16 protein-coding genes (1 of these 16 only partly in view) are annotated in these 24,822 nt (G+C 73.7%); all 16 read left to right on the top strand.

The features are described from left to right. The first annotated feature begins 12 nt into the window (after positions 1-12). Positions 13-1,275 (top strand): beta-ketoacyl-[acyl-carrier-protein] synthase family protein, encoded by a 1,263-nt coding sequence (locus CP969_RS30070; protein ID WP_004981559.1) that lies wholly within the window; start codon positions 13-15, stop codon positions 1,273-1,275. Then, positions 1,269-2,414, top strand: coding sequence for a beta-ketoacyl synthase N-terminal-like domain-containing protein (locus CP969_RS30065; RefSeq protein ID WP_016824040.1), 1,146 nt, complete (start codon positions 1,269-1,271; stop codon positions 2,412-2,414). Before CP969_RS30070 ends, CP969_RS30065 begins: the two co-directional genes overlap by 7 nt. Continuing rightward, on the top strand, positions 2,411-3,364 hold the full coding sequence (locus tag CP969_RS30060) for a beta-ketoacyl synthase N-terminal-like domain-containing protein (RefSeq protein ID WP_016824041.1): 954 nt from the start codon (positions 2,411-2,413) through the stop codon (positions 3,362-3,364). Before CP969_RS30065 ends, CP969_RS30060 begins: the two co-directional genes overlap by 4 nt. Next, a complete protein-coding gene (locus CP969_RS30055) occupies positions 3,364-4,215 on the top strand; it encodes an alpha/beta fold hydrolase (RefSeq protein WP_016824042.1) in 852 nt (283 codons plus the stop codon). The genes CP969_RS30060 and CP969_RS30055 overlap by 1 nt, the downstream gene beginning before the upstream one ends. Continuing rightward, the gene (locus CP969_RS30050; protein WP_004981570.1) at positions 4,212-5,183 is read left to right on the top strand and encodes an acyl-CoA thioesterase family protein; all 972 of its coding nucleotides are present in this window, start codon (positions 4,212-4,214) and stop codon (positions 5,181-5,183) included. The genes CP969_RS30055 and CP969_RS30050 overlap by 4 nt, the downstream gene beginning before the upstream one ends. Continuing rightward, positions 5,180-5,536 carry a hypothetical protein gene (locus tag CP969_RS30045; protein WP_004981578.1) on the top strand — a complete coding sequence of 119 codons (357 nt, stop codon included), beginning with the start codon at positions 5,180-5,182 and terminating at the stop codon, positions 5,534-5,536. The genes CP969_RS30050 and CP969_RS30045 overlap by 4 nt, the downstream gene beginning before the upstream one ends. A gap of 1 nt (position 5,537) precedes the next feature. Beyond that, a complete protein-coding gene (locus CP969_RS30040) occupies positions 5,538-5,945 on the top strand; it encodes a hypothetical protein (RefSeq protein WP_004981579.1) in 408 nt (135 codons plus the stop codon). Continuing rightward, complete coding sequence (locus tag CP969_RS30035) at positions 5,945-6,367, top strand: DsrE family protein (protein WP_016824043.1); 423 nt, start codon at positions 5,945-5,947, stop codon at positions 6,365-6,367. Before CP969_RS30040 ends, CP969_RS30035 begins: the two co-directional genes overlap by 1 nt. Before the next feature lie 22 nt (positions 6,368-6,389). Next, positions 6,390-7,481, top strand: a complete 1,092-nt coding sequence (locus CP969_RS30030; protein ID WP_016824044.1) for a beta-ketoacyl synthase N-terminal-like domain-containing protein — start codon at positions 6,390-6,392, stop codon at positions 7,479-7,481. 56 nt (positions 7,482-7,537) lie between these two features. Further along, positions 7,538-7,777 carry an acyl carrier protein gene (locus CP969_RS30025; protein ID WP_004981588.1) on the top strand — a complete coding sequence of 80 codons (240 nt, stop codon included), beginning with the start codon at positions 7,538-7,540 and terminating at the stop codon, positions 7,775-7,777. Beyond that, on the top strand, positions 7,777-8,235 hold the full coding sequence (locus CP969_RS30020) for a 3-hydroxyacyl-ACP dehydratase FabZ family protein (RefSeq protein ID WP_016824045.1): 459 nt from the start codon (positions 7,777-7,779) through the stop codon (positions 8,233-8,235). The genes CP969_RS30025 and CP969_RS30020 overlap by 1 nt, the downstream gene beginning before the upstream one ends. Then, positions 8,232-8,711 (top strand): 3-hydroxyacyl-ACP dehydratase FabZ family protein, encoded by a 480-nt coding sequence (locus CP969_RS30015; protein ID WP_004981594.1) that lies wholly within the window; start codon positions 8,232-8,234, stop codon positions 8,709-8,711. The genes CP969_RS30020 and CP969_RS30015 overlap by 4 nt, the downstream gene beginning before the upstream one ends. A 9-nt stretch (positions 8,712-8,720) precedes the next feature. Then, on the top strand, positions 8,721-9,467 hold the full coding sequence (gene fabG / locus CP969_RS30010; RefSeq protein ID WP_004981596.1) for a 3-oxoacyl-[acyl-carrier-protein] reductase: 747 nt from the start codon (positions 8,721-8,723) through the stop codon (positions 9,465-9,467). A 117-nt stretch (positions 9,468-9,584) separates the two neighbouring features. Beyond that, positions 9,585-10,205, top strand: a complete 621-nt coding sequence (locus CP969_RS30005; RefSeq protein ID WP_039830687.1) for a 2-hydroxychromene-2-carboxylate isomerase — start codon at positions 9,585-9,587, stop codon at positions 10,203-10,205. A 67-nt stretch (positions 10,206-10,272) separates the two neighbouring features. Further along, complete coding sequence (locus CP969_RS30000) at positions 10,273-10,485, top strand: MbtH family protein (protein ID WP_004981600.1); 213 nt, start codon at positions 10,273-10,275, stop codon at positions 10,483-10,485. Between the two features lie 315 nt (positions 10,486-10,800). Next, positions 10,801-24,822 carry the 5' portion of a non-ribosomal peptide synthase/polyketide synthase gene (locus CP969_RS34315; protein WP_150474983.1) on the top strand. Its footprint extends 7,584 nt past the window's final position, so the window shows 14,022 of its 21,606 coding nt (coding positions 1-14,022); the start codon lies at positions 10,801-10,803; its stop codon lies beyond the right edge, outside the window.

Below are 24,822 nucleotides of genomic sequence, written 5' to 3'. Positions count from 1 at the left end.
AAGGAGGTAGGCATGTCGGCAGTGCACGACGCCGGCCCGGAGGCAACGGGACGGCACCGGGTGGTTCTCACGGGACTCGGGGTGGTCTCCAGCATCGGGCTGGGGGTGAAGGAGTTCCTCGAAGGTCTGAAGGAGGGCCGCAGTGGGGCCCGGCCCATCACGGTGTTCGACACCGAAGGGTTCGCCCACGCCAACGGCTGCGAGATCGTCGAGTTCGAGCCGCTGGACTGGATCCGCACCCTGGAGGCGGAACAGCTCGGCAGGGCGGCGCAGTTCTCGGCCGCCGCGGCCCGGATGGCCCTGGAGGACGCCGGCCTGGACGCTGCCGACCTGCGCGGCCGACGGGGTCTGATCTCCATCGGCACCACCGATGGCGAGTCGTACGACCTCGATCAGCTGGTCGAGGCCGAGATCAAGGGCGGACCGGAGACGTTCGACCCGATGGCGGCCCGGAGGATTCCCGCCGGACGGCTCTCGGTCGCCATCGCCCAGGAGCTCGAACTGGCCGACGTCGAAGCCGTCACGGTTCCGACCGCCTGCGCCGCTGGCAACTACGCCATCGGCTACGGCTTCGACGCGGTGCGCTCCGGGGAGGCGGACTACGCCTTCTGCGGGGGCGCGGACGCCATGTGCCGCAAGACGTTCACCGGCTTCTACCGGCTGGGCACCATCGCGCCGGAGCACTGCCGGCCGTTCGACGCCGACCGCAAGGGCATCCTGACCGGCGAGGGCGCCGGGGTGCTCGTCCTGGAACGGCTGGAGTCGGCCCTGGAACGCGGCGCCACCATCTACGCCGAGGTGCTCGGCTACGGCCTCAACTGCGACGCCCACCACCAGGTGGCGCCCAACCGGGCGAGCGTCGCGCGCTGCATGGAACTCGCCCTGGACAACGCGGGCGTGAAACCGGCCGAGGTGGACCTGATCTCCGCCCACGGGACGGGGACCAAGGCCAACGACATCACCGAGGCGGGCGCGATCCGCGAGGTGTTCGGCACCCCGCCGCGCACCGTCTCCATGAAGTCGATGCTCGGCCACAGCATGGGCGCGGCCAGCGCCCTGGGCGCCATCGGCTGCGCGCTCGCCCTCGCCCACCGGTTCATCCCGCCGACGATCAACCACGTCACCACGGACCCCGAGTGCGACGTCGACTGCGTGCCGAACCAGGCCGTCGAGGCCGACCTCAGGGTCGTCCAGAACAACGGTCTGGCGTTCGGCGGCAACAACGCGGTGGTTCTGCTCGGCCGGTACGACCGCCCCGAGGAGGAAGCATGCTGAGCCGTCCGATCATCGGCATGGGTGCCGTGGCCAGCACCGGAAGAGGCGTCGGAACGCTCTTCGAGAACCTGTGCCGGGGAGTCACCGGCCACGCGGAGCTGCGCGGGTTCGACCGCACCCGCTTCCGGGCGCAGCACGCCTACGAGGTGGACGACCGCCCCGTGGCGGGCGAGGACGTGCCCGCCCGCGCCACCGCGCTGCTCGTCGACGCGATCGCGCAGGCGGCGGCCGACGCGGGCCTGGGCGAGGACCTCTCCGGCATACCGGTACTCATCGGGACGGGGCTGCGCGAGCTGCGTTCCCTGGAGCTCTGGTGGCGCGAGGGCACCGACCTGGACGACACCGGCCTGCACTTCGGCACCGCGCTGCGCGAGCGGTTCAACGCCGATGTGACCCACACCTTCTCCAACGCCTGCTCCGCCTCGCTGTACGCGCTGGCGCTCGGCTCGGACCTGCTGGCGGAGGAGGGCGACCACGCTCCCGACACGGTGATCGTCGCGGGCGTGGACGTGCTCACCGAGAGCATGTACGGACTGCTGGAGCGGGTCCACCCGACCCCGCCGGACCGGGTGCGGCCCTTCGACCGGGACCGCACCGGAGTCCTCATGGGCGACGGCGCCGCCGCCGTCGTGCTCGGCCGGGAGACCGGCGGCGGCAGGACGCACGCCCTGCTCCGCAGCGTCGCCGTCAACTGTGACGCCTTCCACGTCACCGCGCCCTCCCCGGAGGGCATCGCGAAGGCGATGCGCACCGCGTACGACATGGCGGGCGTCAAACCGAAGGACATCGACCTGGTGATGCTGCACGGCACCGGGACCCTGCTCAACGACGAGGCCGAGGCGACGGCGATGGCCGACGCGCTGGGCGACGCGGCGGGCGGTCCGCTGATGACGGCGATCAAGTCGATGACCGGCCACACCTCCGGCGCGTCCGGGCTGATGGGCCTGGTCATGGGCGTCACCGCCCTCGCCGAGGGACGCGTCCCGCCCACCGTCGGACTGGAGCGGCCGGTCGAGGAGGCCGCGGAGTTCCGCTTCGTGACCGGTGACGCCGCGTCCGCGTCGATGAACGTGGCGCAGCTCAACGCGTTCGGATTCGGCGGCATCAACGCCGTCGCCATCGTGGAGGCCGCCCCGTGAGCGTCGTCGTCAGCGGAGTGTCCGTACTGATCCCCGGCGCCGACAGCGCCAAGGCGCTGGCCGCCGGCCCCCAGCCCGGCGACGGGCCCGTCGACCCGGCCGCCCTGGTGGGCAGGAAGGGCCTGCGCTACAAGGACCGGGCCACCCAGCTCGGCTACTGCCTGACCTCCGCGGCCCTGGCCGACGCCGGACTCCTCGGCGAGGACGGCACGGTCTCCGGCGGGGACGTCGGCGTGGTCGTCAGCTCCAACTACGGCAACCTGGACACCGTCGTCCGCGCCCTGGACACCCTGCGGGAGGGCACCGTCTCGGCGACCAGCCCGATGGACCTGCCGAACGCCTCGAGCAACGTCATCGCCTCCTCCGCGGCCATCCGCTACGGCCTGCGCGGTCCCAACCTGATGGTGTGCAACGGCGCGACGTCCGGTCTGGACGCGGTCAACTGGGCCACGACCATGATCACGGCGGGCCGCGTGGACCGGGTCCTCGTCGTCGGCGTCGAGCCGGACAACGACGTCGTACGCCGGCTGCTCGGCGGCCGGCACGCCGTCGACGGGGGCGCCGCCGTCGTCCTGGAGGACGCGGGAGCGGCCCGCGCGCGGGGCGTGCGGGTCCGCGCCGTGCTCGGCCGGTACGTCCGCGCGGCCGGTGTCGGGACGGTCCTGGAACGGCTGGCCGCCTCCGGCGCGCCCGGCCCGGCCTGGTGGCACCTCCCCGACACGGCTCCCGAGGGGATCGGCGCCGACCTGCTGCCCGGGGTGGAGCGGATCGCCCTGCCCGAGCACTCCGGCCGCGCCTCCGGCGCGCTCGGTGTGCTGCAGTGCGCGACGGCCGTCGGCCTGTTCGACGAGTACGGCGAGGGGCCGGTGTACGCGGTCTGCGGCACCGACGCCGACGACGCCTCGGCCGGGCTCGTGCTGCTGGAGCCCCCGGCCCCGGAGGCCCTCTGATGCCCGCGCCCGACGGCCCCGGCGCCGGGACGGTCCGCCGGCGCACCGCCGGCGCCGGCGGACCCCGGCTGCTGATGGTCCACGGACTGGCGGAGAACGACAGCGTCTGGGACCGGAGCATCGGGCTCCTGCCGCCCGCGTACGAGGTGTGGTCGGCCCGGCTCCCCTGGAGCGCCGAGGGCGTGCAGGACTGGGGCACCGACGGCGATCTCGCCGGTCCCCTGGCCCGGGTGCTGGCCGCGGTGCCCGGCGGCCCGGAGATCGTGGTGGCGCACTCCATGTCGGCGGCCGTCCTGCTGGACCTCGTCGACCGGGAGAGCCGGCGCGGCGGCGACGCCCTCGCCCGGTTCGGGATCCGCGGCCTGGTGCTGGTCTCGCCGTTCTACCGGCGCACCGCCGAGGAGTTCGACTGGGACACCATCAGCCACTACCTCAACGACTTCCACCTGATCATGGAGGAGGGCCTGCGGGTCCACTCCGGCGACCGGCTTCCCGCCTCCCTGCGGGCGGCCATGGGGGAGCGGGTGCGGGACCGGGTGGGCCCGTACGGCTGGCTGCGCTTCTTCGAGCTCTACCTGCGTACTCCGCAGCTCCAGACGGGCCGGATCACCGTGCCCTGTCTGGTGCTGGGGGGCGAGAAGGACTTCGCCGCGCCGCCCGGCGAGAGCGTGGCGCTGGCCGCCGCGCTGCCGGACGCGCGCGCACTCGTCCTCCCCGGCTGCGGGCACTTCCCGATGATCGAGGAAGCGGAACGGTTCGCCTCCGAGACCGTCACTTTCGTCAACTCCCTTGGGACCGGCGCTCCGCAGCGCGGGCCCGTCCCCGACACAGCTCTGGAGCACCGTCGATGACCATCGTCACGGAGACCGCCGTCAAGGCGCTCCTCACCGAGACGACCTCCGTCCAGGTCCGCCCCCGCTACGAGGGCTCCAACATCTGCACCTGGATCGGTTTCAAGCACGTGAACTACATGGTCGAGGAGGCGGTCCTCGACCACTTCCGGCAGGCCGCCCTGCCGGCCCGCGGCCTGTACGAGGAGCACGGCCTCGGCCTCGACATCGTCGGGATCGACACCCGTATCCTGCACGCCTTCCACATGGACGACCTCGCCACCGCCGAGGTCGTCCCGGTCACCAAGGACGCGGACGGCACGCTGGGCTTCAGGGTGACCGTGCACGTGGAACGCGACGGGGAGATCCTCAAGGCCGTCACCTCCAAGGTGCGCGTGTCCCTGCGGATCGACACCTACCTCGACTCCGCGGGCGAGGTGCCCGAGGAACTCGCCCGTTTCGCCGTGGACCGGCTCGGAGCCGACGTGGTGCCCGCGCCGCTCACCCCGTTCACCTCCGAGGACACGGTCCTGGGGGAGCTGCTGGAGGGCAAGAACGCCTACGGCTGGAAGTGGAACATCCCGTACCCGTACTGCCACTTCACCGAGCGCCTCCAGATGTCCGGCTACCTGAGGCTGATGGAGGAGGGCAAGGACCGGTTCGTCGCGGACCGGGGCATCTCCATCAAGACGCTGCTGGACGAGCGCCGGTGGATCCCCGTCGTGCCGCGGTCCCAGATCCGGATCCTCGACGAGGCGATGATGGAGGAGGACCTCTACACCACCTACGAGGTGGAGGAGGTCTTCAAGGACTTCACCTACACCACCCGGATGAACTGGTACGTCGTCCGCGACGGCGGCCTCCTCAAGACCGCCACGGGCACCATCGTGCACGGCTACGCGGTCATCAGGAACCGCCGCGACTGGAGCCTGGAGAACTTCGACCAGCACGTGCTGGACGCGCTCAACGGCACGACGCGGCAGCCGTGAACGACGCCTGGGGAGGGAGCCGCGGGAAGACGCCGCGGATCCTGCTGATCGAGAGTCACGGGCCGTGCGCCCCGGTCGACGCCGGCCTGCGGCGGGACGCCACGGCGCAGGCGCGGGCCGGGCACCCGGTGCTGATGTACCTGGTGGAGGACGGATGCCTCCTCGCCCGGCCCGGGACCGACGAGGAACTGGACCGCTTCGAGGCGGCGGGCGGCCGGCTGGCCGTCGACCGCTTCTCCCTCGTGCAGCGGGGGATCGAGCACCTCCCGCTGCGCCCCCGGGCGACGGTCTCCGACATGGACGAACTGGCCGGCTGGATCACCGGCCCCGACGTACAGGCGGTGTGGCACTGACATGGCGCGCAGCATTCCGCCCACCGACGTACTGATCACCCTCATGGGCTCACCGCACGAGTCGGAGCGCGTCACCAGCGCGCTGCGCCTGGTCCAGGCACTGCTGGAGCAGGGCCGTGCCGTACAGGTGTGGGCCTGCGGGTACGCCACCCTGCTCACCCAGAACCCGCTGGGTGAGGACAAACCGCGCAACCTGGCGAACTGGAACGGGGTCTACCCGTCCACGGCCGCCCTGGTGAAGGACATGCTGGAAACGTTCCCGGGCCGGCTGTACTGGTACGGCTGCCGGTTCTGCAGCGACGACCGGGGTGCGGCGGACCACCTGCCGCAGGTCGTCATGCGTCCCCCGTCCGGCTACGGCGCCAACGTGGCCGCGGCCGGGCGCACCCTCCAGGTGGGGGTCCTGTGATGGCCGGCGCACGGACCGCCGGGGAGACCGGCACGCCCGGACGGCGCACCCTGGCCATCGTGGAGAAGGCCTACCGCGGGGCGCTGGAGAAGCAGTTCTTCGACGCCCTGTACCTGGCGGTGGAGCTGCACCGCCAGCTCGGCGGGCTGGACGTGCTGCTGCGCGGACGCGCCGTCACCTACGGCGTGCGCGCCGAGCCGGTGCCCGCGCTGCGGATCGGCAGCCGCACCCTGGACACCCTCACCGACCCCCGCCGGGACCTGCGCACCCTCATGGACGCCGGGGTCCGGGTCCACGCCGAGGAGTCCGCCCTGGCCGCGCACGGACTGGCCCCGGACCGGCTGCTGGACGGGGTGCGGGCGGTCCCCGACGGGAGCACGGCCCTGCGCTGGCCCGAGTACCGAATGGTCTGTTACCTGTGAACCGAAGGGAAGCGTGGCGGACATGACCACCACCGCAACGGGCGCCGGCCGCCCCGTCATCACCGCGTGGTCCGCGGTGTCGCCGTTCGGCATCGGCCGGACCGCGTTCGCCGAGGGGGCCCGCGAGCGGCGCTCCACCGTCTCCGCGCTCGCCGAGGCCGGGCCACGGGACGACGCCTGCACGGTCCCCGGCTTCGAGGTCCGGGCGGTGCTCGGCAAGAAGGGCACCCGGTCCATGGACCGGGTCACCGGGCTGGCGGTCACCGCCGTGGGGGCGCTGCTCGACGACACCGAACGGAGCCGGGCCGTCGGCACCGGCGAGGGCGCCGCCCTGGCCCTGGGCACCACCACCGGCAGCGCCCAGAGCATGATGGACTTCACGCGGGACTCGCTCACCGGCGAGCAGCCGTTCTTCGTCGACCCGGCGCGCTTCCCCAACACCGTGATGAACTGCGCGGCCGGCCAGAGCGCCATCTGGTACCAGCTCAAGGGGCCCAACACGACCATCGCGGGCGGCCGGGCGGCCGGGCTGCACGCCCTGAACTACTCCCGCCGGCTGCTGGCCGCGGGCCGTGCCCAGACCGTGCTGTGCGGCGCCGCCGAGGAGTACTCCACCGCCCGCGCCTGGCTCGAGCACCACTCCGGTGACGGCGCGCCGGGCGCGCCGCTCGGCGAGGGCTGTGCCGTGTTCCTCGTCGAACCCGCGGCCGGCGAGGACGGCGGACAGCCGGTGCTGGCCGAGATCCTGGCCGTCGAACTGGGCGTCGTGCTCCGTGACGACGTGGCCGGCAGCCTCACGGCCTGCCTGCGCGGCGCACTGCGCCGGTCCGGCGTCGACCTCGCGGAGATCGCCGCCGTCGCCCGCTCCGGTGCCCCCGGGGCGGAGGGCGACGCCGAGGCCGCGGTCGTCGGCGAGCTGCTGGCCGGCGTGGACGCGGCCGACCTCACCCAGGTCGCGCTGATCGGCGACACCGGCGCCGCCTCCGCCGCCTTCCAGACCGCCGCCCTGCTGGCTCACGCGGAGGACGACCGCACCGTGGCCGGGAAGGTGGGCCTCGTCACCTCCGTCGACCGGACCGGGACCGTCGGCTGCGCCCTGCTCCGGCTGCGCTGACCACCGTCCGCCCCCGCGCCGAAACCGAAGAACGAAACGCCGAGAGAGGTACCACCGTGCTGGACAAGGAAGAACTGCGCTCGATCGTCGCGCAGGTGCTGGACGTCGATACGGCCGAGATCACCGACGACGTCAGGTTCGTCGACGACCTGGAGGTCGACTCCCTCCTGGCCCTGGAGATCGTGGTCGTCCTGGAGAAGAAGTACGGGGTGAAGCTGCCGGAGTCCGAGCTGCGGCAGATCGTCACCCTGCAGAGCGCCTACGACCTGCTGGCCGGAAAGCTGCAGGCCGTCTGATGGACGTCCTCGCCGAGACGCGTCCGGGCGCCCCGGCCCGCGCCGCGACCCGGTCCGGACCGCGGTCCGCCGCCGTGCTCTCGGGCGCCGTCGAGGTCCTGCCGTCGCAGCGGGAGGGGCGCACCTCCACCCGGTTCACCGTGACCGCGGACGAGACGGTGCTCCCCGGCCACTACCCGGGCTTCCCGATCTTCCCCGGCGTGTGCCTGGTCGAGTACGTGCACCGGAGCGTGCTCGCCACGGCGCCCGCGCGGGAGCCCGGCCTTGAGCTCGTGGCCGTGGAGAGCACCCGGTTCACCGGGCCCGTGTACCCGGGCGACGCGCTGACCGCGGACATCGACTGGAAGCCAGTGGACGGCGTGACGTGGCAGTGCCGGGCGAAGATCCGCTCCGGCCGGGGCGACGCCGCGTCGGTGCGCCTGCGCTACCGCCGCGGCACGGACGGAGCGTCGGCGTGAGCGGGCAGAGGGAGATCCGCGGCAGGCTGCCGCACCGCTACCCCGTGCTGCTGGTGGACCGGGTCACGCACGTCGATCCCGGCCGCGCGCTGACCGCCCTCAAGGCGGTCACCTGCAACGAGCCCTGGTACGCGGACCTGGGCCCGGACACCCCCGAGGAGGGTTTCGGCTACCCGAAACCGCTGCTGGTGGAGTCCTGGTGCCAGTCCGCGGGTGTCCTGGCCACCTGGGAGGCCCCCAACCCCGATGTGCTGACCGGGCAGGTCATGCTCTTCGGCGGCATGACCGGGGTCGAGTTCCACCGCACCGTCCTGCCCGGCGACGTCCTGGAGCACCGGGTGCGCGTCGAACGCCGGGTGGACGACACCGTGATGTTCGAGGGCGAGAGCCTGGTGGACGGCGAGACGGTGATGACCGTCGGCCGTATCGTCATGGCCTTCCGCCCGGCCGAAGTCCTGAGACCCGAAGCGAGCTGAGCGAAGACCATGCAGGACAACACTTCCCGGGTGGCACTCGTCACCGGTGGTTCACGCGGGATCGGACGGGCGTGCGTACTGGCCCTCGCCCGCGACGGATTCGACGTCGCCTTCTGCTACCGCGCCGACGACGAGGCGGCCCGGCAGGTGGAGAAGGAGGCCGGCCAATTCGGCGTACGCGTCGTGTCCCGGCGGGCGGACGTCGCCGACGGCCAGGCCGTGCGCTCCTTCGTCGAGGAGGCCGAGGACACGCTCGGCCCCGTCGACGCGGCGGTCACCGCCGCCGGGATCACCCGCGACAACCCCCTGGTGCTGATGGACGACGACCAGTGGCACCAGGTCGTCGACACCAATCTCGACGGCGTCTACCACCTGTGCCGCGCGGTCGTCTTCTCCATGATGAAGCGCCGTACCGGCGCGATCGTCAACATCTCGTCGGTGGCGGGGGTGTACGGCCACGCCAGCCAGAGCAACTACTCCGCCACGAAGGCCGGCATCATCGGCTTCTCCCGGTCGCTGGCCAAGGAGGTCGGCCGCTCCGGGATCCGCGTCAACGCGGTCGCCCCCGGTTTCATCGACACCGACATGGTCGCCGCGATGAACGACAAGGCCCGCAAGGACATCACCCGGACGATCCCGCTGCGCCGCATGGGCCGTGCCGAGGAGGTCGGCGACCTCGTCGCGTACCTGGTGTCGGACAAGGCCGAGTACATCACCGGTTCCGTCCTGCAGATCGACGGCGGCATCACCATCTGACCCCCCGACCCCCCGACCACCCGACCACCCGACCACCGGACGGGCCGGAGCGTCCGGCCCGTCCGCGCCGGCCCGATCCGTGACCGGCGGCAGCACTCAGCATGTTTGGAGGCGGTGATGGCCCGACGGAGGCCGCGCTGGTACTTCTCGTTCCGCAGTCCCTATGCGTGGATGGCGTACCGGGACCTGATGGCCGACCACCGGGACGTCGCGGACCGCATCGACTGGTTCCCCTTCTGGGAGCCGGACGCGGAGGCCGGCGACCGCCTGGAGCAGGCCGGCATCAGCCTGCCGTACGTGGCGATGTCGAAGGAGAAGCACCTCTACATCCTCCAGGACGTGCGCAGACTCGCCCGCGACCGCGGTCTGAAGATGGTGTGGCCGGTCGACCGCGAACCCCGGTGGGAGGTGTCGCACCTGGCGTACCTGGTGGCCGACGAACTCGGCCGCGGGCGGGAGTTCATCGCGGCGGTCTACCGAGCACGCTGGGAGGAGGGACAGGACATCTCCGATCCGGCCGTCATCGCCGGCATCGCCGAGCGGATCGGCCTGGACCCGGTGCGCCTGTCCACCGCGTGCACCGATCCGGCCGTACGCGAGCGCGGTCTCGAGGCCCTCGACTCGCTCCACCGCGACGGCGTCTTCGGCGTTCCGTTCTTCATCGACGGCTACGAGAAGTTCTGGGGAGTGGACCGGCTGCCCGGCTTCGTCTCCTCCGTCCGCTCCCGCACCTCCTGAACCGGCCCACACCCCCGACCCCGTCCGCAACCCGACCCGCTCACCCTCAGCAACGAAGGAGCCCGACATGGCGACCAACCCGTTCGAAGACGACAACGCGAGCTACTACGTCCTGGTCAACGACGAGAACCAGCACTCGCTGTGGCCCGCGTTCGCCGAGGTGCCCGCCGGCTGGACCATCGTGTTCGGCGAGGAGCCCCGGCAGGCGTGCCTCGACTACATCACCGAGAACTGGACCGACATGCGGCCCAAGAGCCTCGCGATGGCCATGGACGCCTGACCGGGCGTCGCACGGGGGCGCGGTCCGGTATCCCCGGCCGGCCGCGCCCCGCGCGGAGGGCCCGGTGGGCGGGTGCGACGCCCACCGGGCCCTCCCGCGTACGGGGAGCCCCGCCCGTCGCCGCAATGCGCCGACGGGCTTTCCGTTGGCAGCTTGATGCAGTTGCCATTGTCCGTCTTCCGAAGCCGGTGCGACAGTGCTCGGAATTGACCGACGTCGGCCATGTCCGGTCGCGGTATTCAACCGCCGGGATACCTGCCGCACGCACACTGCGCAATCCCTGCCAAGGCGATCCGCTAGAGGTGGAAGAGAATCATGCTCGCTGGTGACGGAGTACCGCTTACGTCCGCGCAGTCGGGAATCTGGTTCGCCCAGCAACTCGACGCGTCGAATCCGATCTACAACGCCGGCGAATACCTGGAAATTCACGGGCCCGTCGACGTCTCGGTATTCGAGGCCGCGCTGCGGCAGGTTGTGGCCGAGGCGGAGAACCTGCGCGTCACCTTCGTCGAGACGCCCGACGGACCGCGCCAGTACGTCCACCCGGACCCCGAGTGGCAGCTGCGGGTCATCGACGTGAGCGGCGAGGCCGACCCGCGGGCGGCCGCCGAGGCGTGGATGCGCGCGGACCTGGCACGGCCCCAGGACCCGTCGGTCGGGCCGCTGTTCCTCTTCGTTCTCTTCCGGGCCGCCGAGGACCGCTGGTTCTGGCTGCACCGCTACCACCACCTGCTCGTCGACGGGTTCACCGTGGCGCTCGTCGCCCGGCGCGTCGCCGAGGTCTACACCGCCCTGCTGGGCGGCGGGACGAGCGACAACCCCTTCGGCGCCCTGGACGACCTCGTCGGCATGGACGCCGCCTACCGCTCCTCCGACGCCTTCGAAGCCGACCGCGCGTGGTGGGCGGAGAAGCTGGCCGGCCGGCCCGAACCCGTGAGCCTCTCCGCCAAGGAGCCCACGGCCGCCCGCGGCCTGCTGCGCCGCACCGAGTACCTGAACGCCGGGGCGGCCGAGCGGCTCCGCGACGCGGCCCGCGAGGCGGGGGTGCCGTGGCCCTGCATGATGACCGCCGCTGTCTCGGTCTACCTGCACCGGCTCACCGGCGCGGAGGAGATCGTGCTCGGCCTCCCCGTCACCACCCGGCTGGGCAGGGCCGCCCGCGGCGTGCCCGGCATGGTCTCCAACGTGCTGCCGCTCCGGGTTCCGGTGCATCCGGCCGACTCCCTCCCCCGGCTGCTGGAGCGGGTCTCCCGCGAGATGCGCGGCGTCATGCGGCACCAGCGCTACCGCTACGAGGACCTGCGCCGCGACCTGCAGCTCCTCGGCGGCGACGAGCGCCTGACCGGGCCTCAGGTCAACATCATGATGTTCGACTACGCCCTCACCTTCGGCGAGCACCGGGCGACGGTCCACAACCTCTGCATCGGCCCCGCCGACGACCTGTCGGTCATCGTCTACGACCGCACCGACGGCCAGGGGCTGCAGATCGACTTCGACGCGAACCCGGAGCTCTACTCCGAGCGCGAACTCGCCTCCCACCTGCGGCGCTTCGTGGGGTTCCTGGCGGAACTGGCCGAGGCCCCGGCCGACCGGGCCGTCGGCGCCCTCGACGTGGCCACCCCCGCGGAGCTCGACGCCGCCCTCGCCGGTGTGGGTGCGGTGGTGGGTGAGGCCGACACGCACGGGCCGTCGCTGGCCGAGCTGTTCGAGGCACGGGCGGCCGCCACCCCGGACGCGACCGCCGTGGTCTGCGGCGACCACGCCCTCTCCTACCGCGACCTGAACACCTCGGCGAACCGGCTGGCCCGCCGCCTGACCGCCACCGGCGCCGGCCCCGGCCGGTTCGTCGGCCTCGCCCTGCCCCGCACCACCGACCTGGTCACCGCCCTGCTCGCCGTGATCAAGACCGGCGCCGCCTACGTCCCCATGGACCCCGACTACCCCGCCGAACGCCTGGCCCACATGGTCACCGACTCCGCCCCCGCCCTGGTGCTGACCACCTCCGGCGTGGACCTGTCCGGCGTCGACTGCGGCACCGCCACCGTCCTCACCCTGGACGACCCCCACCTGCGGGCGGACCTGGCCGCCCTGGCCGGCCACGACCTGACGGACGCCGACCGCGGCGGCCCGCTCACCGCCGGCTCCGCCGCCTACGTCATCTACACCTCCGGCTCCACCGGCCGCCCCAAGGGCGTGGTGATCCCGCACGGCAACGTGGTCCGCCTGTTCTCCGCGACCGACCCCTGGTTCGGCTTCGGCCCCGACGACGTGTGGACCCTCTTCCACAGCTACGCCTTCGACTTCTCCGTCTGGGAGATCTGGGGCCCGCTGCTGCACGGCGGCCGCCTGGTGATCGTCCCCTTCGAGGTCTCCCGCTCGCCGGAGGACTTCCTGGCCCTGCTGGCCGACCAGAAGGTGACGGTGCTCAACCAGACGCCCTCCGCCTTCTACCAGCTGATGCGGACCGAGGGCGACCGCCCGGACCTGGGCGCCCGGCTGGCCCTGCGCTACGTCGTCTTCGGCGGCGAGGCACTCGACCTGTGGCGGCTGCAGGAGTGGTACGGCCGCCACCCCGAGGACGCCCCCCGCCTGATCAACATGTACGGCATCACCGAGACCACCGTCCACGTCACCCACCGCGCACTGGACCGGCTGACCGCCAAGTCCGCCACGGGCAGCCTCATCGGCCGGGGCATCCCCGACCTCGGGATACGTGTGCTGGACTCCGCCCTCCGGCCCGCCGCGCCGGGCGTCGTCGGTGAGATGTACGTGGCCGGCGCGGGCCTGGCCCGGGGCTACCTCGGCCGGCACGCCCTGACCGCCGAGCGCTTCGTCGCCGACCCCTACGGCCCGCCCGGCACCCGCATGTACCGCACCGGCGACCTGGCGCGCTGGGACGACGACGGCGAGCTGGAGTACATCGGCCGCGCCGACCAGCAGGTCAAGATCCGCGGCTTCCGCATCGAGCTCGGCGAGATCGAGGCCTGCCTCGAGACCCACGCCGACGTCGTCCAGGCGGCCGTCGTCGTCCGCGAGGACCGGCCGGGCGACAAGCGGCTGGTGGGCTACACGGTCCTGGCCGACGGTCGGCACTGCGACCCGGCCGCGCTCCGGGACCACCTGGCCGCGCTGCTGCCCGACTACATGGTGCCCGCCGCGTTCGTCGCGCTCGACGTCCTGCCGCTGACCTCCAACGGCAAGCTCGACCGCAAGGCGCTGCCCGCCCCCGTGGTGGCCGCCGGCACCACCGGCCGTGCCCCCGCCACCCACACGGAGGAGACGCTCTGCGCCGTCTTCGCCGAGGCGCTGGGGCTGCCCGCCGTCGGCCCGGACGACAACTTCTTCGACCTGGGCGGCGACTCCATCGTCTCCCTGCAGATGATCTCCCTCGCCCGCCGTGCCGGACTGCGGATGACCACCCGGGACGTCTTCAAGCACCGCACCCCGGCGGCCCTGGCGGCCGTCGCGGCCACCGGCTCGGCGGCCGCCGAGCCGGTGCGGGACGAGCCCGTCGGCCCGCTCGTCGCCACTCCGGTCGTCCACTGGCTCGCCGGCCGCGGCGGCAGCATGGACCAGTACCACCAGGCCACCCTCGTCCAGGTCCCCGCCGGCCTGCGGCAGGAGCACCTCACCGCGGCCCTGCAGGCACTGCTGGAGCGCCACGACGCCCTGCGCATGCGTGCCGTGGCCACCGGAGACGGCGGATGGACCCTCGAGGTGGCACCGGCCGGCTCGGTCGAGGCCCGGGACACCCTGCGGCGCGTCGAAGTCCCGGACCCGGCCGCCGGCCTCCCGCCGGAGCTGCTCGACGAGCGGACCGGCGCCGCCGTCGCCGAACTCGCCCCGTACGACGGCGTGATGCTGCGGGCCGTGTGGTTCGACGCCGGGGACGAGGCTCCCGGCCGGCTGCTGCTGGTCGCCCACCACCTGGTGGTCGACGGCGTCTCCTGGCACATCCTGCTGTCCGACCTCGCGGAGGCGTGGCAGGCCGCCGCCGACGGACGCACCCCCGCGCTCCCCCCGTACGGGACCTCCTTGCGGACCTGGGCCCGCGAGCTCCACCGGCTGGCCCACCGCCCCGAGCGGGTGGCCGAGGCCGAACTGTGGCAGCACCTCGCCTCCGGTCCGGACCCGCTGCTGGGCAGCCGTGCCGTGGACCCGGAGCGGGACACGGCGGCGACGGTGCGGTCGCTCACGGTGTCGCTGCCGCCCGCGGAGACGTCGGCCCTGCTGGGCGAGGTGGCGCGGGTGTTCCGCGCCCGTGCGCACGAGGTGCTGCTGGCGGGGCTCGCGCTGGCGGTGCCGAGGTGGCGCCGGGCCCGCGGCGTGGACACCTCCGAGGTGCTGCTGGAGGTGGAGGGGCACGGCCGGGAGGACGTGCTGGAGGGCGTGGACGTGTCGCGGACGGTGGGCTGGTTCACCAGCCTGTTCCCCGTCCGCCTGGACGCCGGCGAGGAGGACGCCGGGGAGGCGTTGAGGCGCGTCAAGGAGCAGATGCGGGCGGTGCCGGACAACGGCATCGGTTTCGGTCTGCTGCGCCATCTGCACCCGGTGGCGGGGGCCGCGCTCGCCGGCCTGCCGACCCCGCAGATCGGCTTCAACTACCTCGGCCGCGTCGGTGGTCCGTCGGGCGGCGACTGGTCCCCGGTGGCCGGGGAGCGCGCCCTGACGGGCGCCGACGATCCGTCGATGCCCGTGGCCCACACCGTCGACCTCAACGCGTACACCCGGGAGACCGCCAAGGGCCCGGTGCTCACCGCCGTGTGGAACTGGGCCGGCGGCCTGCTCACCGAGGCGGAGGTGAGCGGTCTGGCCGACCTGTGGTTCCGGGCCCTGCGGGAGCTCGTGGAGGCGTCCTCGCAGCCCGGGGCGGGCGGCTTCACCCCCTCCGACGTGCCGCTGGTACGGCTCACCCAGGAGCAGATCCGGAGCATCGAGGCCGCGCACCCGGCGACCGTCGACATCCTCCCGGTGACGCCGCTCCAGCAGGGGCTGCTCTTCCACACCCTGTTCGACGAGGGCGGCCCGGACGTCTACACCGTCCAGTTCCTCTACGACCTGGAGGGCCGGCTGGACGCCGCGGCCCTGCGGGGCGCGGCCGAGGAGATGCTGCGCCGTCACCCCGGTCTGCGCGCGGCCTTCCGGCTCGACGGGCTGGACCACGCCGTCCAGGTGGTCCCCGAGTCGGTGGAACTGCCCTGGACGGACCTGGACCTGCGCCACCTGGACCCGACCGAGCAGCAGACCGTCCTGGACCGGATGCTGCAGGAGGACCGCGGCAACCGCTTCGACCTGGCGGCCCCTCCGCTGATGCGCTTCCTGCTGGTCGCGCTCGCCGACGACCGGCACCGGCTGGTCTTCACGCACCACCACGTCCTGCTCGACGGCTGGTCCATGCCGCTGTTCGTCCGGGAACTCCTCGACCTCTACGCGGGCCGGACCCCGGACCGCACCCCGCCCCACCGGGACTACCTCGCCTGGCTGGCCGAACAGGACGCGTCCGCCACCGCGAGCGTCTGGCGCGAGGCGCTCCAGGGGCTCGACGAGCCCACCCTCCTCGCCCCCTCCGTCCCCGACCGGCAGCCGGTCGTGCCCGACCAGTTGACGGCCGACCTGCCCGCCGATCTGACCGCGCGGCTCCAGGACACCGCACGCGCACACGGTCTCACCCTCAACACCCTGCTCCAGGGCGCCTGGTCCGTGGTGCTGAGCCGGCTGACCGCACGCGACGACGTCGTCTTCGGCAGCACGGTCTCCGGCCGGCCGCCCCAGGTCCCCGGCGTGGAGTCGATGGTCGGCCTGTTCATCAACACCCTCCCGGTGCGGGTCCGCATCGTGCCCGGGGAGAGCGCCGTCGCGTTCCTGACCCGGCTGCAGGACGAGCAGACCCGGCTGATGGAGCACCAGCACATCGGACTCGCCGACGTCCAGCGGATCGCCGGGATCGGCGAACTCTTCGACACCATCACCGTGCTGGAGAACTACCCGCTGGACCCGGCGCGGCTGAGGGTGCCCGGTCTCGCCGTCACCGCCATCGACGGCCGGGACGCCACGCACTACCCGCTGAGCCTCGCCGTGATGCCCGGCGAGCGGCTGCACCTGCGGATCAACTACCGGCCCGACCTGTTCGACGCCGACGCCGTCCGGCAGCTGGTGGGCCGCTTCCAGGCGGTCCTGGAGTTCTGGGCGGACCGCCCGCAGGAGCCGGTGGGCCGGATCGACGTCCTCCCCGCCGCCGAGTACGAACACCTGGTCCGCGGCGTCAACGGCGCCGCGCGCGACGTCCCGCACGCCACCTTCCCGCAGCTGTTCTCCGCGCGGGTCGCCGCCGCCCCCGACGCCCCGGCCGTCCTCTTCGGCGACCGGGTGCTGACCTACGGGGAGCTGGACGAGCGCACCGACCGGCTCGCGGCCGTGCTGGCCGGCCGGGGCGTCGGCCCCGAGCGGATCGTGGCCGTCGCGGTGCCGCGTTCGGCGGAACTCGTCGTGTGCGTGCTCGCCGTCCTCAAGGCGGGCGCCGCGTACCTGCCGGTCGACCTCGACTATCCGGCCGACCGCGTCGCCTACATGCTGCGGGACTCCCGGCCCGCGCTGGTCATCACCACGTCGGCGGTGGCGGACACGATCCCCGGTGACGTGCCGCGGCTCCTCGTGGACCGCCCGGACGACCTCGCCGGGCCCGTCGCGCCCGTCGTCCCGGCGGACGTCGCGAGCCCCGCGTACGTGATCTACACCTCCGGCTCCACCGGCCGTCCCAAGGGCGTGGTGGTCACCCACTCCGGCGTGGCGAGCCTGATCGCCGCCCAGACCGAGCGCTTCGACGTCGGACCGGACAGCCGTGTGCTGCAGTTCGCCTCGCCGTCGTTCGACGCCGCGTTCTGGGAGCTGACGATGGCGCTCCTGTCCGGGGCCGCCCTGGTCGTGGGCACCGCGGAGGAGGTCACCCCCGGCCCGGCCCTGGCGGCGCTCGCCGACCGGCACCGGGTCACCCACGCGACGCTGCCGCCGGTGGTCCTCGGGGCCGCCTCCCCCGGCGACTTCTCCTCGGTCTCGACGCTGGTCGTCGCGGGGGAGGCCACCGCCGGCGAGACGGTCGAACGCTGGTCGGCCGGCCGCCGGATGGTCAACGCCTACGGCCCCACCGAGACCACGGTCTGCGCGACGATGAGCGCCCCCCTCGGCGGCGGCGGACTGCCGCCCATCGGCGGTCCCGTCGTCAACGCCCGGGTGTACGTCCTGGACGCCCACCTCCGGCCGGTGCCGCCCGGCGTCGCGGGCGAGCTGTACATCGCCGGCGCCGGTCTCGCCCGCGGGTACCTGGGCCGGCCGGACCTGACGGCCGACCGTTTCGTGGCCGACCCGTTCGGCGTACCGGGCGCCCGGATGTACCGCTCGGGCGACGTCGTGCGCTGGAACCACGACGACCAGCTCGAGTTCCTCGGCCGGGTCGACCACCAGGTCAAGGTGCGCGGTTTCCGGATCGAGCTGGGTGAGATCGAGTCCGTGCTCACCGCCCTGCCGCAGGTCGCCCAGGCCGTCGTCGTGGTGCGCGAGGAGCCCGCCGGGCCCCGCCGGCTGGTGGGCTACGCGGTGCCGGCCGACGGCGCCGCGGCCGACCCGGAGGAGCTGCGCTCCGCGGTCGCCCGCGAACTCCCCGACCACATGGTGCCCTCCGCCGTCGTCGTGCTCGACGCGCTGCCGCTGACGCCGAACGGCAAGCTGGACCGTGCGGCGCTGCCCGCCCCCGGGACGCCCGCCGACACCGGCCGGGCCCCGGCGACGGAGCGGGAGAGGATCCTGTGCGAACTGTTCGCCCAGGTGCTCGGCCTGCCCGCGGTGGGCGCCGAGAGGAGCTTCTTCGACCTGGGCGGCGACTCCATCGTCTCCATCCAGCTCGTCTCCCGGGCCCGTGCCCGCGGCCTCGTCATCACACCGCGCGAGGTCTTCGTGCACCGCACCGCCGCCGCCCTGGCGGTCGTCGCCCGGGCCACCGAGGAGGACGCGCCGGAGGATGCCGCGCAGGAGAACGCGGACGACGGCCTCGGCCCGCTGCCGCTCACCCCGATCATGCACTGGCTGCGCGCCCTGCCCGGCACCGTCGACGCCTTCAGCCAGTCCGTGCTGGTGCGCACCCCCGCCGGTGCGACGGAGCGGGACCTCGTCGCCGTCCTCCAGGCGGTGCTCGACCGGCACGACATGCTGCGGGTGCGGCTGACCCGCCGCGGACCGCTCTGGGGCCTGGACGTGACCGACCGCGGCAGCGTCACGGCCGCGTCCGTGCTCTCCCGGGTCCCCTCGGAGGGCACGGGGGACGAGGCGTTCGCGGAGCTCGTCGCCGACCACACCGCCCGGACCCGGGCCGCGCTGGCGCCCGAGGACGGCGCCGTCCTGCGGGCCGTGTGGTTCGACGCCGGACCGGACACGGCGGGCCGGCTGCTGCTGACCGTGCACCACCTGGCCGTCGACGGGGTGTCCTGGCGGATCCTGCTGCCCGACCTGTCGGCCGCCTGGGACGCCGTCCGCGCGGGGCGCGCCCCGCGTCTCCCGGCCGTCGGCACCTCCTACCGCCGCTGGGCCGAGCAGCTCACCGCCCTCGCCCAGGAACCGGAGCGGCTCGACGAGCTCGAGTTCTGGACCGACATGCTCGCCGTGCCCGACGCACCGCTCGGCGACCGGCCGCTGGACGCCCGCCGGGACACCGTCGCCACCGCCCGCAGCCTGTCGCTGACCCTCCCGCCGCAGGCCACGGCACCGCTGCTCACCAGCGTGCCCGCCGACTTCCGCACCGGCGTCGGCGAGGTCCTGCTCGCCGGGCTCACCCTCGCCGTCACCGAGTGGCGGCGCCGCCGCGGCCACGACACGGCCGCGGGCGTGCTGATCGACCTGGAGGGCCACGGCCGCGACGAGTCGCTGACCGGTGCGGACCTCTCCCGCACCGTCGGCTGGTTCACCAGCCTGCACCCCGTCCGCCTGGAGGCGGACGGCCGGCAGAACCCCGCCGAGACCGTCAAGCGGGTCAAGGAGCGGCTGCTGTCCGTCCCCGACGGCGGCGTCGGACACGGGCTGCTGCGCCACCTCAACCCTCAGACGGCGATGCTGATGCACGGCCTGGCGGCCCCGCAGATCGGCTTCAACTACCTGGGCCGCTTCGGCTCCCCGGGCGAGGGGGACTGGGCCCCGGCGGGCGGGGCGGGCGTGATCGGCGGCGGCGCCGACGACGACATGGCCATGCCGCACGTGGTGGAGATCAACGCCGTCACCCAGGACGGCCCCGACGGGCCGCACCTCGTGGCCACCTGGACCTGGGCCGGCGAGATCCTGGAGGAGTCCGCGGTCCGCGAACTGGCCGGGCTGTGGTTCGAGGCGCTGGAGCGGCTCGCCGTCCCGGCGGGCCCGTCCGGCCCGGTCACCGGCCTCACCCCCTCCGACCTGCCGCTCGTCTCCCTGGAGCAGCACCACATCGATCTGCTGGAGGCCGACCGGCCCGGCCTCGCGGACGTCCTGCCGCTGGCCCCGCTCCAGGAGGGCCTGCTCTTCCACAGCCTGCTGGACGACAGCGCCCCGGACGTCTACAACGTCCAGCTCCACATGGACCTCGCCGGCCCCCTGGACGTCACGGCGCTGCGCTCCGCGGCCGCCGGGCTCCTGGCCCGCCACCCGAACCTGCGGGTCTGCTTCCGTGAGGACGGGCTGCCGCACGCCGTGCAGCTCGTGCCGAACGCCGTGGAACTGCCCTGGACCGACATCGACCTCGCCCCCCTCGACGAAGCCGGGCGCGCCGCCGAGCTCGACCGGGTGATGGAGGCGGACCGGACCACCCGGTTCGACGTGACGACCGCACCGCTGATCCGCTTCACCCTGGTCCGGCTCGCCGCCGACCGTCACCGCCTCCTCCTCACCAACCACCACATCCTGCTCGACGGCTGGTCGATGCCCGTCCTGCTCGAAGAGCTGTTCGCGCTCTACGAGACCCGCGGGGACGCCTCGGCGCTGCCTCCGGCCCCGGCCTTCGCCGACTACCTGACGTGGCGCGCCGGCCTGGACGACGAGCCCGCGAGGCGGGCCTGGCACACCGCGCTGGACGGGCTGGAGGAGCCCACCCTGCTCGTGCCGGGGACCTCCGACGCCACCGTGACGCCCGGCCGGGTCTCCCGGTGGCTCTCCGAGGAGTCCACCGCCGCGCTGACGGCCCTCGCCCGCAGGTACGGCTTCACCCTCAACACCCTGGTCCAGGGCGCGTGGGCGCTGACGCTCGCCGGGCTCACCGGACGCCGGGACGTGGTGTTCGGCGCCACCGTCTCCGGCCGTCCCCCGGAGGTCCCGGGCATCGAGTCGATGGCCGGCCTCTTCATCAACACGCTGCCCGTCAGGGTCCGGCTGCGCCACGACGAGACCGTCGCGGAGCTGCTCACCCGTCTGCAGGCGGAGCAACTGGACCTGATGGACCACCAGTACCTCGGCCTGTCCGAGATCCAGCGCATCGCCGGTCACGGCGAACTCTTCGACACGCTGGCGGTGCTGGAGAACTACCCCCTGGACCCGGAGAAGCTGCGGGCCCCCGGGGCGCTGGACGTCACCCACATCGACGGCCGCGACGCCACCCACTACCCGGTGACGTTCGTCGTCCTGCCGGGCGACCGGCTGGAACTCCGCCTCAACCACCGGCCGGAACTGCTGCCGGCCGACCGGGCCGAGGCCATGGCCGACCGGCTGACGGACCTGCTGGCCCGCATCACCGCCGAGCCGGACCTCCCGGTCGGCCGGCTGGACCACCTCACCGAGGCGGAGCGCGAGCGCGTCCTCCACACGTGGAACGGCGCCCGCCGGGCGATCGAGCCCGCGACGTTCCCGGCGTTGTTCGAGGCGCAGGCGGCCCGGACCCCGCACGCCCCCGCGGTCCTCTCCGACGACGAGTCGCTGTCGTACGCGCAGCTCAACGAGCGGGCCAACCGGCTCGCCCACCACCTCATCGACCGGGGCGTGGGCCCGGAGCGGATCGTCGCCCTGCTGCTGCCCCGCTCGGTGGACATCGTCGTGGCCCGCCTGGCGGTGATGAAGGCCGGCGGCGCCTACCTGCCGGTCGACCCGGACTACCCCGCCGACCGCATCGCCTACATGCTCCACGACGCCGACCCCGTCCTGGTCCTCACCACCGGCCACGACGCGGACCGCCTGCCCGAATCGACCGCCGCCGCCCGCCTGCTCCTGGACCGCCTCGACCTGACCACCGCACCGGCGACCGACCCCACGGACGCGAACCGGCCGGCGCCGCTGACCGTGGCCCACCCCGCCTACGTCATCTACACCTCCGGCTCCACCGGCCGCCCCAAGGGCGTGGTGGTCTCCCACCAGGGCCTGGCCGCCTTCGCCTCGGTCCTGGCCGAACGCTGCGCGGTCGGCCCGCACAGCCGGGTGCTGCAGTTCTCCTCGCCCAGCTTCGACGCCTCGGTCCTCGAACTGTGCATGAGCCTCCCCCGGGGCGCCGCCCTGGTGGTCCCCCCGCCCGGCCCGCTGGCCGACGAGGCCCTGGGCCGGGTCCTCGCGGACCGCGCCATCACCCACGCGCTGATCCCCCCGGCCGCGCTCGCCACCGTCCCGGCCATGGACCTGCCGGACTTCACCACCCTGATCGTGGGCGGCGACGCCACCGACGCCGCCCTGGTGGACCGCTGGGCCCCCGGCCGCCGCATGGTCAACGCCTACGGCCCCACCGAATCCACCGTCGTGGCCACGATCAGCGAACCGCTGGTCGCCGGTGCCGGCACAGCGCCTCCCATCGGCACCCCGATCGTCAACACCCGGGTGTACGTGCTGGACGCGGCGCTGCGCCCGGTCGCCCCGGGCGTGGTGGGAGAGCTCTACCTCGCCGGCGAGCAGCTGGCCCGCGGCTACCTGGGCCGCCCGGCGCTGACCGCGGAGCGGTTCACCGCCTGCCCCTACGGGGACGCGGGCGGCCGCATGTACCGCACCGGCGACCTCGTCCGCTGGGGCTCCGACGGCACCCTGGAGTACCTGGGCCGCGCCGACCACCAGGTCAAGCTGCGCGGCTTCCGGATCGAGCTCGGCGAGATCGAGGCCGCGCTCACGGCCTGCGAGGGGGTCGGCCGGTCCGTCGTCCTGGTCCGTGAGGACCGCCCCGGCGACAAGCGGCTCGTCGCCTACACCGTCCCCGACGGCGCCTCCGCTCCGGACGCCGGTGCGCTGCGTGCCGCGCTCTCCGCCGTACTGCCCGAGTACATGGTGCCGTCGGCCTTCGTCACCCTGGACGCCCTGCCGCTCACCGCCAACGGCAAGCTCGACCGCAAGGCCCTGCCCGCGCCCGAGCACACCGCCGCCGGGACCGGCCGCAGCCCGCGCACGCCGCAGGAGGAGATCCTCTGCGCCCTGTTCGCCGACGCCCTCGGCGTGCCGGAGGTCGGTCCCGACGACAGCTTCTTCGAGCTGGGCGGGCATTCGCTGCTCGCCACCCGTCTCACCGGCCGCATCCGGGTGGCGCTGGGCGTCGAGCTCCAGGTGCGCGCGCTCTTCGAGACCCCGACCCCGGCCGGTCTCGCCGCCCGGCTGAGCGGCGAGACCGCGGTGGCCCGGCGGACGCTCGCCCCGATGCCCCGGCCCGAGGCGGTGCCGCTGTCGTACGCGCAGCAGCGGCTGTGGTTCCTCGGCCGTTTCGAGGGCCCGGGTGCGACCTACAACATCCCGCTGGCCCTGCGGCTCACCGGCCCGGTGGATTCCGCCGCGCTGGCCGCGGCCCTGCACGACGTGGTCGGCCGCCACGAGCCGCTGCGCACCGTCTTCCCCGACACCGACGGCGTGCCGCACCAGCGTGTTCTCGACGCGTGCGACGCACGGCCCGAGTGGGCCGTCGTCGACGTGGACGCGGACGGGCCCGGCCTGGACGCGCTCCTCGCCGAGCAGGTGACGCGCGGTTTCGACCTCGCGGCCGATCTGCCGCTGCGGGCGACGCTGTTCCGGGCCGGCGAGCGGGAGCACGTGCTGCTGCTCGTGCTGCACCACATCGCCGCCGACGGCTCCTCGCTGACCCCGTTGGCGCGTGACCTGTCGGCCGCCTACGCGGCACGGTGCCGCGGCGAGGCGCCGGCCTGGAACGAACTGCCGGTGCAGTACGCGGACTACGCCCTGTGGCAGCGGGAGGTACTGGGCCGCGAGGACGACCCGACCAGCGTGGTCTCCGGCCAGCTCGACTTCTGGCGCCGGGCCCTGGCGGGCCTGCCGGAGGAACTGCCCCTGCCGGTGGACCGGCCGCGCCCGGCACGCGCCTCCTACCGCGGTGACGTGATCCCCTTCACCCTGGACGCCGACGTCCACGCCGGCCTGGCCGCGCTGGCACGGGAATCCGGCGCCAGCCTCTTCATGGTGCTGCAGGCCGCCGTCGCGGTCTGGCTGGGCAAGCTCGGCGCCGGACCGGACGTGCCGCTGGGCACCCCGGTCGCCGGCCGCACCGACAGCGCCCTGGACGACCTGGTCGGCTTCTTCGTCAACACGCTGGTGCTGCGCACCGACACCTCCGGCGATCCGACCTTCCGGGAACTGCTGGACCGGGTCCGGGAGACCGACCTGGAGGCCTACGCCCACCAGGACGTCCCCTTCGAACGCCTCGTCGACCTGGTCAGCCCCGAGCGCTCACTGGCCCGCCACCCGCTCTTCCAGGTCATGCTCACCCTGGACAACGACGCACGCGGTCACCTCGCGCTGGCCGACGTCGACGCGGAGATCCTGCCGCTGGGTACCGGAGCGGCCAAGTTCGACCTCGCGCTGAGCTTCGGTGAGCGGTCGGCCGACGACGGTTCCCCGGCCGGACTGGACGGCTTCGTGGACTTCGCCGTGGACCTGTTCGACCGATCGACCATCGAGGCGTTCCTCGGCCGGCTGGAACGCGTGCTCCGCGCGGTCGCGGCCGACCCCGACGCCCCGGTCGGCACGGTGGACGTCCTGTCCGCCGACGAACGCACCGACCTCCTGACCACCTGGAACGACACCACGGCACCGGTCCTCACCGGCACCCTCCCGGACCTGTTCCAGGCCCAGGCCGCCCGCACCCCCGCCCACACCGCCCTGCTCTCCGCAGACGGCGAGACCCTCACCTACAGCCAGCTCAACGAGCGCGCCAACCGCCTCGCCCACCACCTCATCGACCGGGGCGCCGGCCCCGAGCGCATCGTCGCCCTGCTCCTGCCCCGCTCCGTGGAACTCCTCGTCGCCGAACTGGCCGTCCTCAAGACCGGCGCCGCGTTCCTGCCCATCGACCCCGCCCACCCCACCGACCGCATCGCCTACACCCTCAAGGACGCCGACCCCGTCCTCGTCCTCACCGATCAC

The sequence above is a fragment of the Streptomyces viridosporus T7A genome, from assembly GCF_008704515.1.
GTDB lineage: Bacteria > Actinomycetota > Actinomycetes > Streptomycetales > Streptomycetaceae > Streptomyces > Streptomyces viridosporus.
This window is presented reverse-complemented; position numbering and strand designations above follow the sequence as displayed.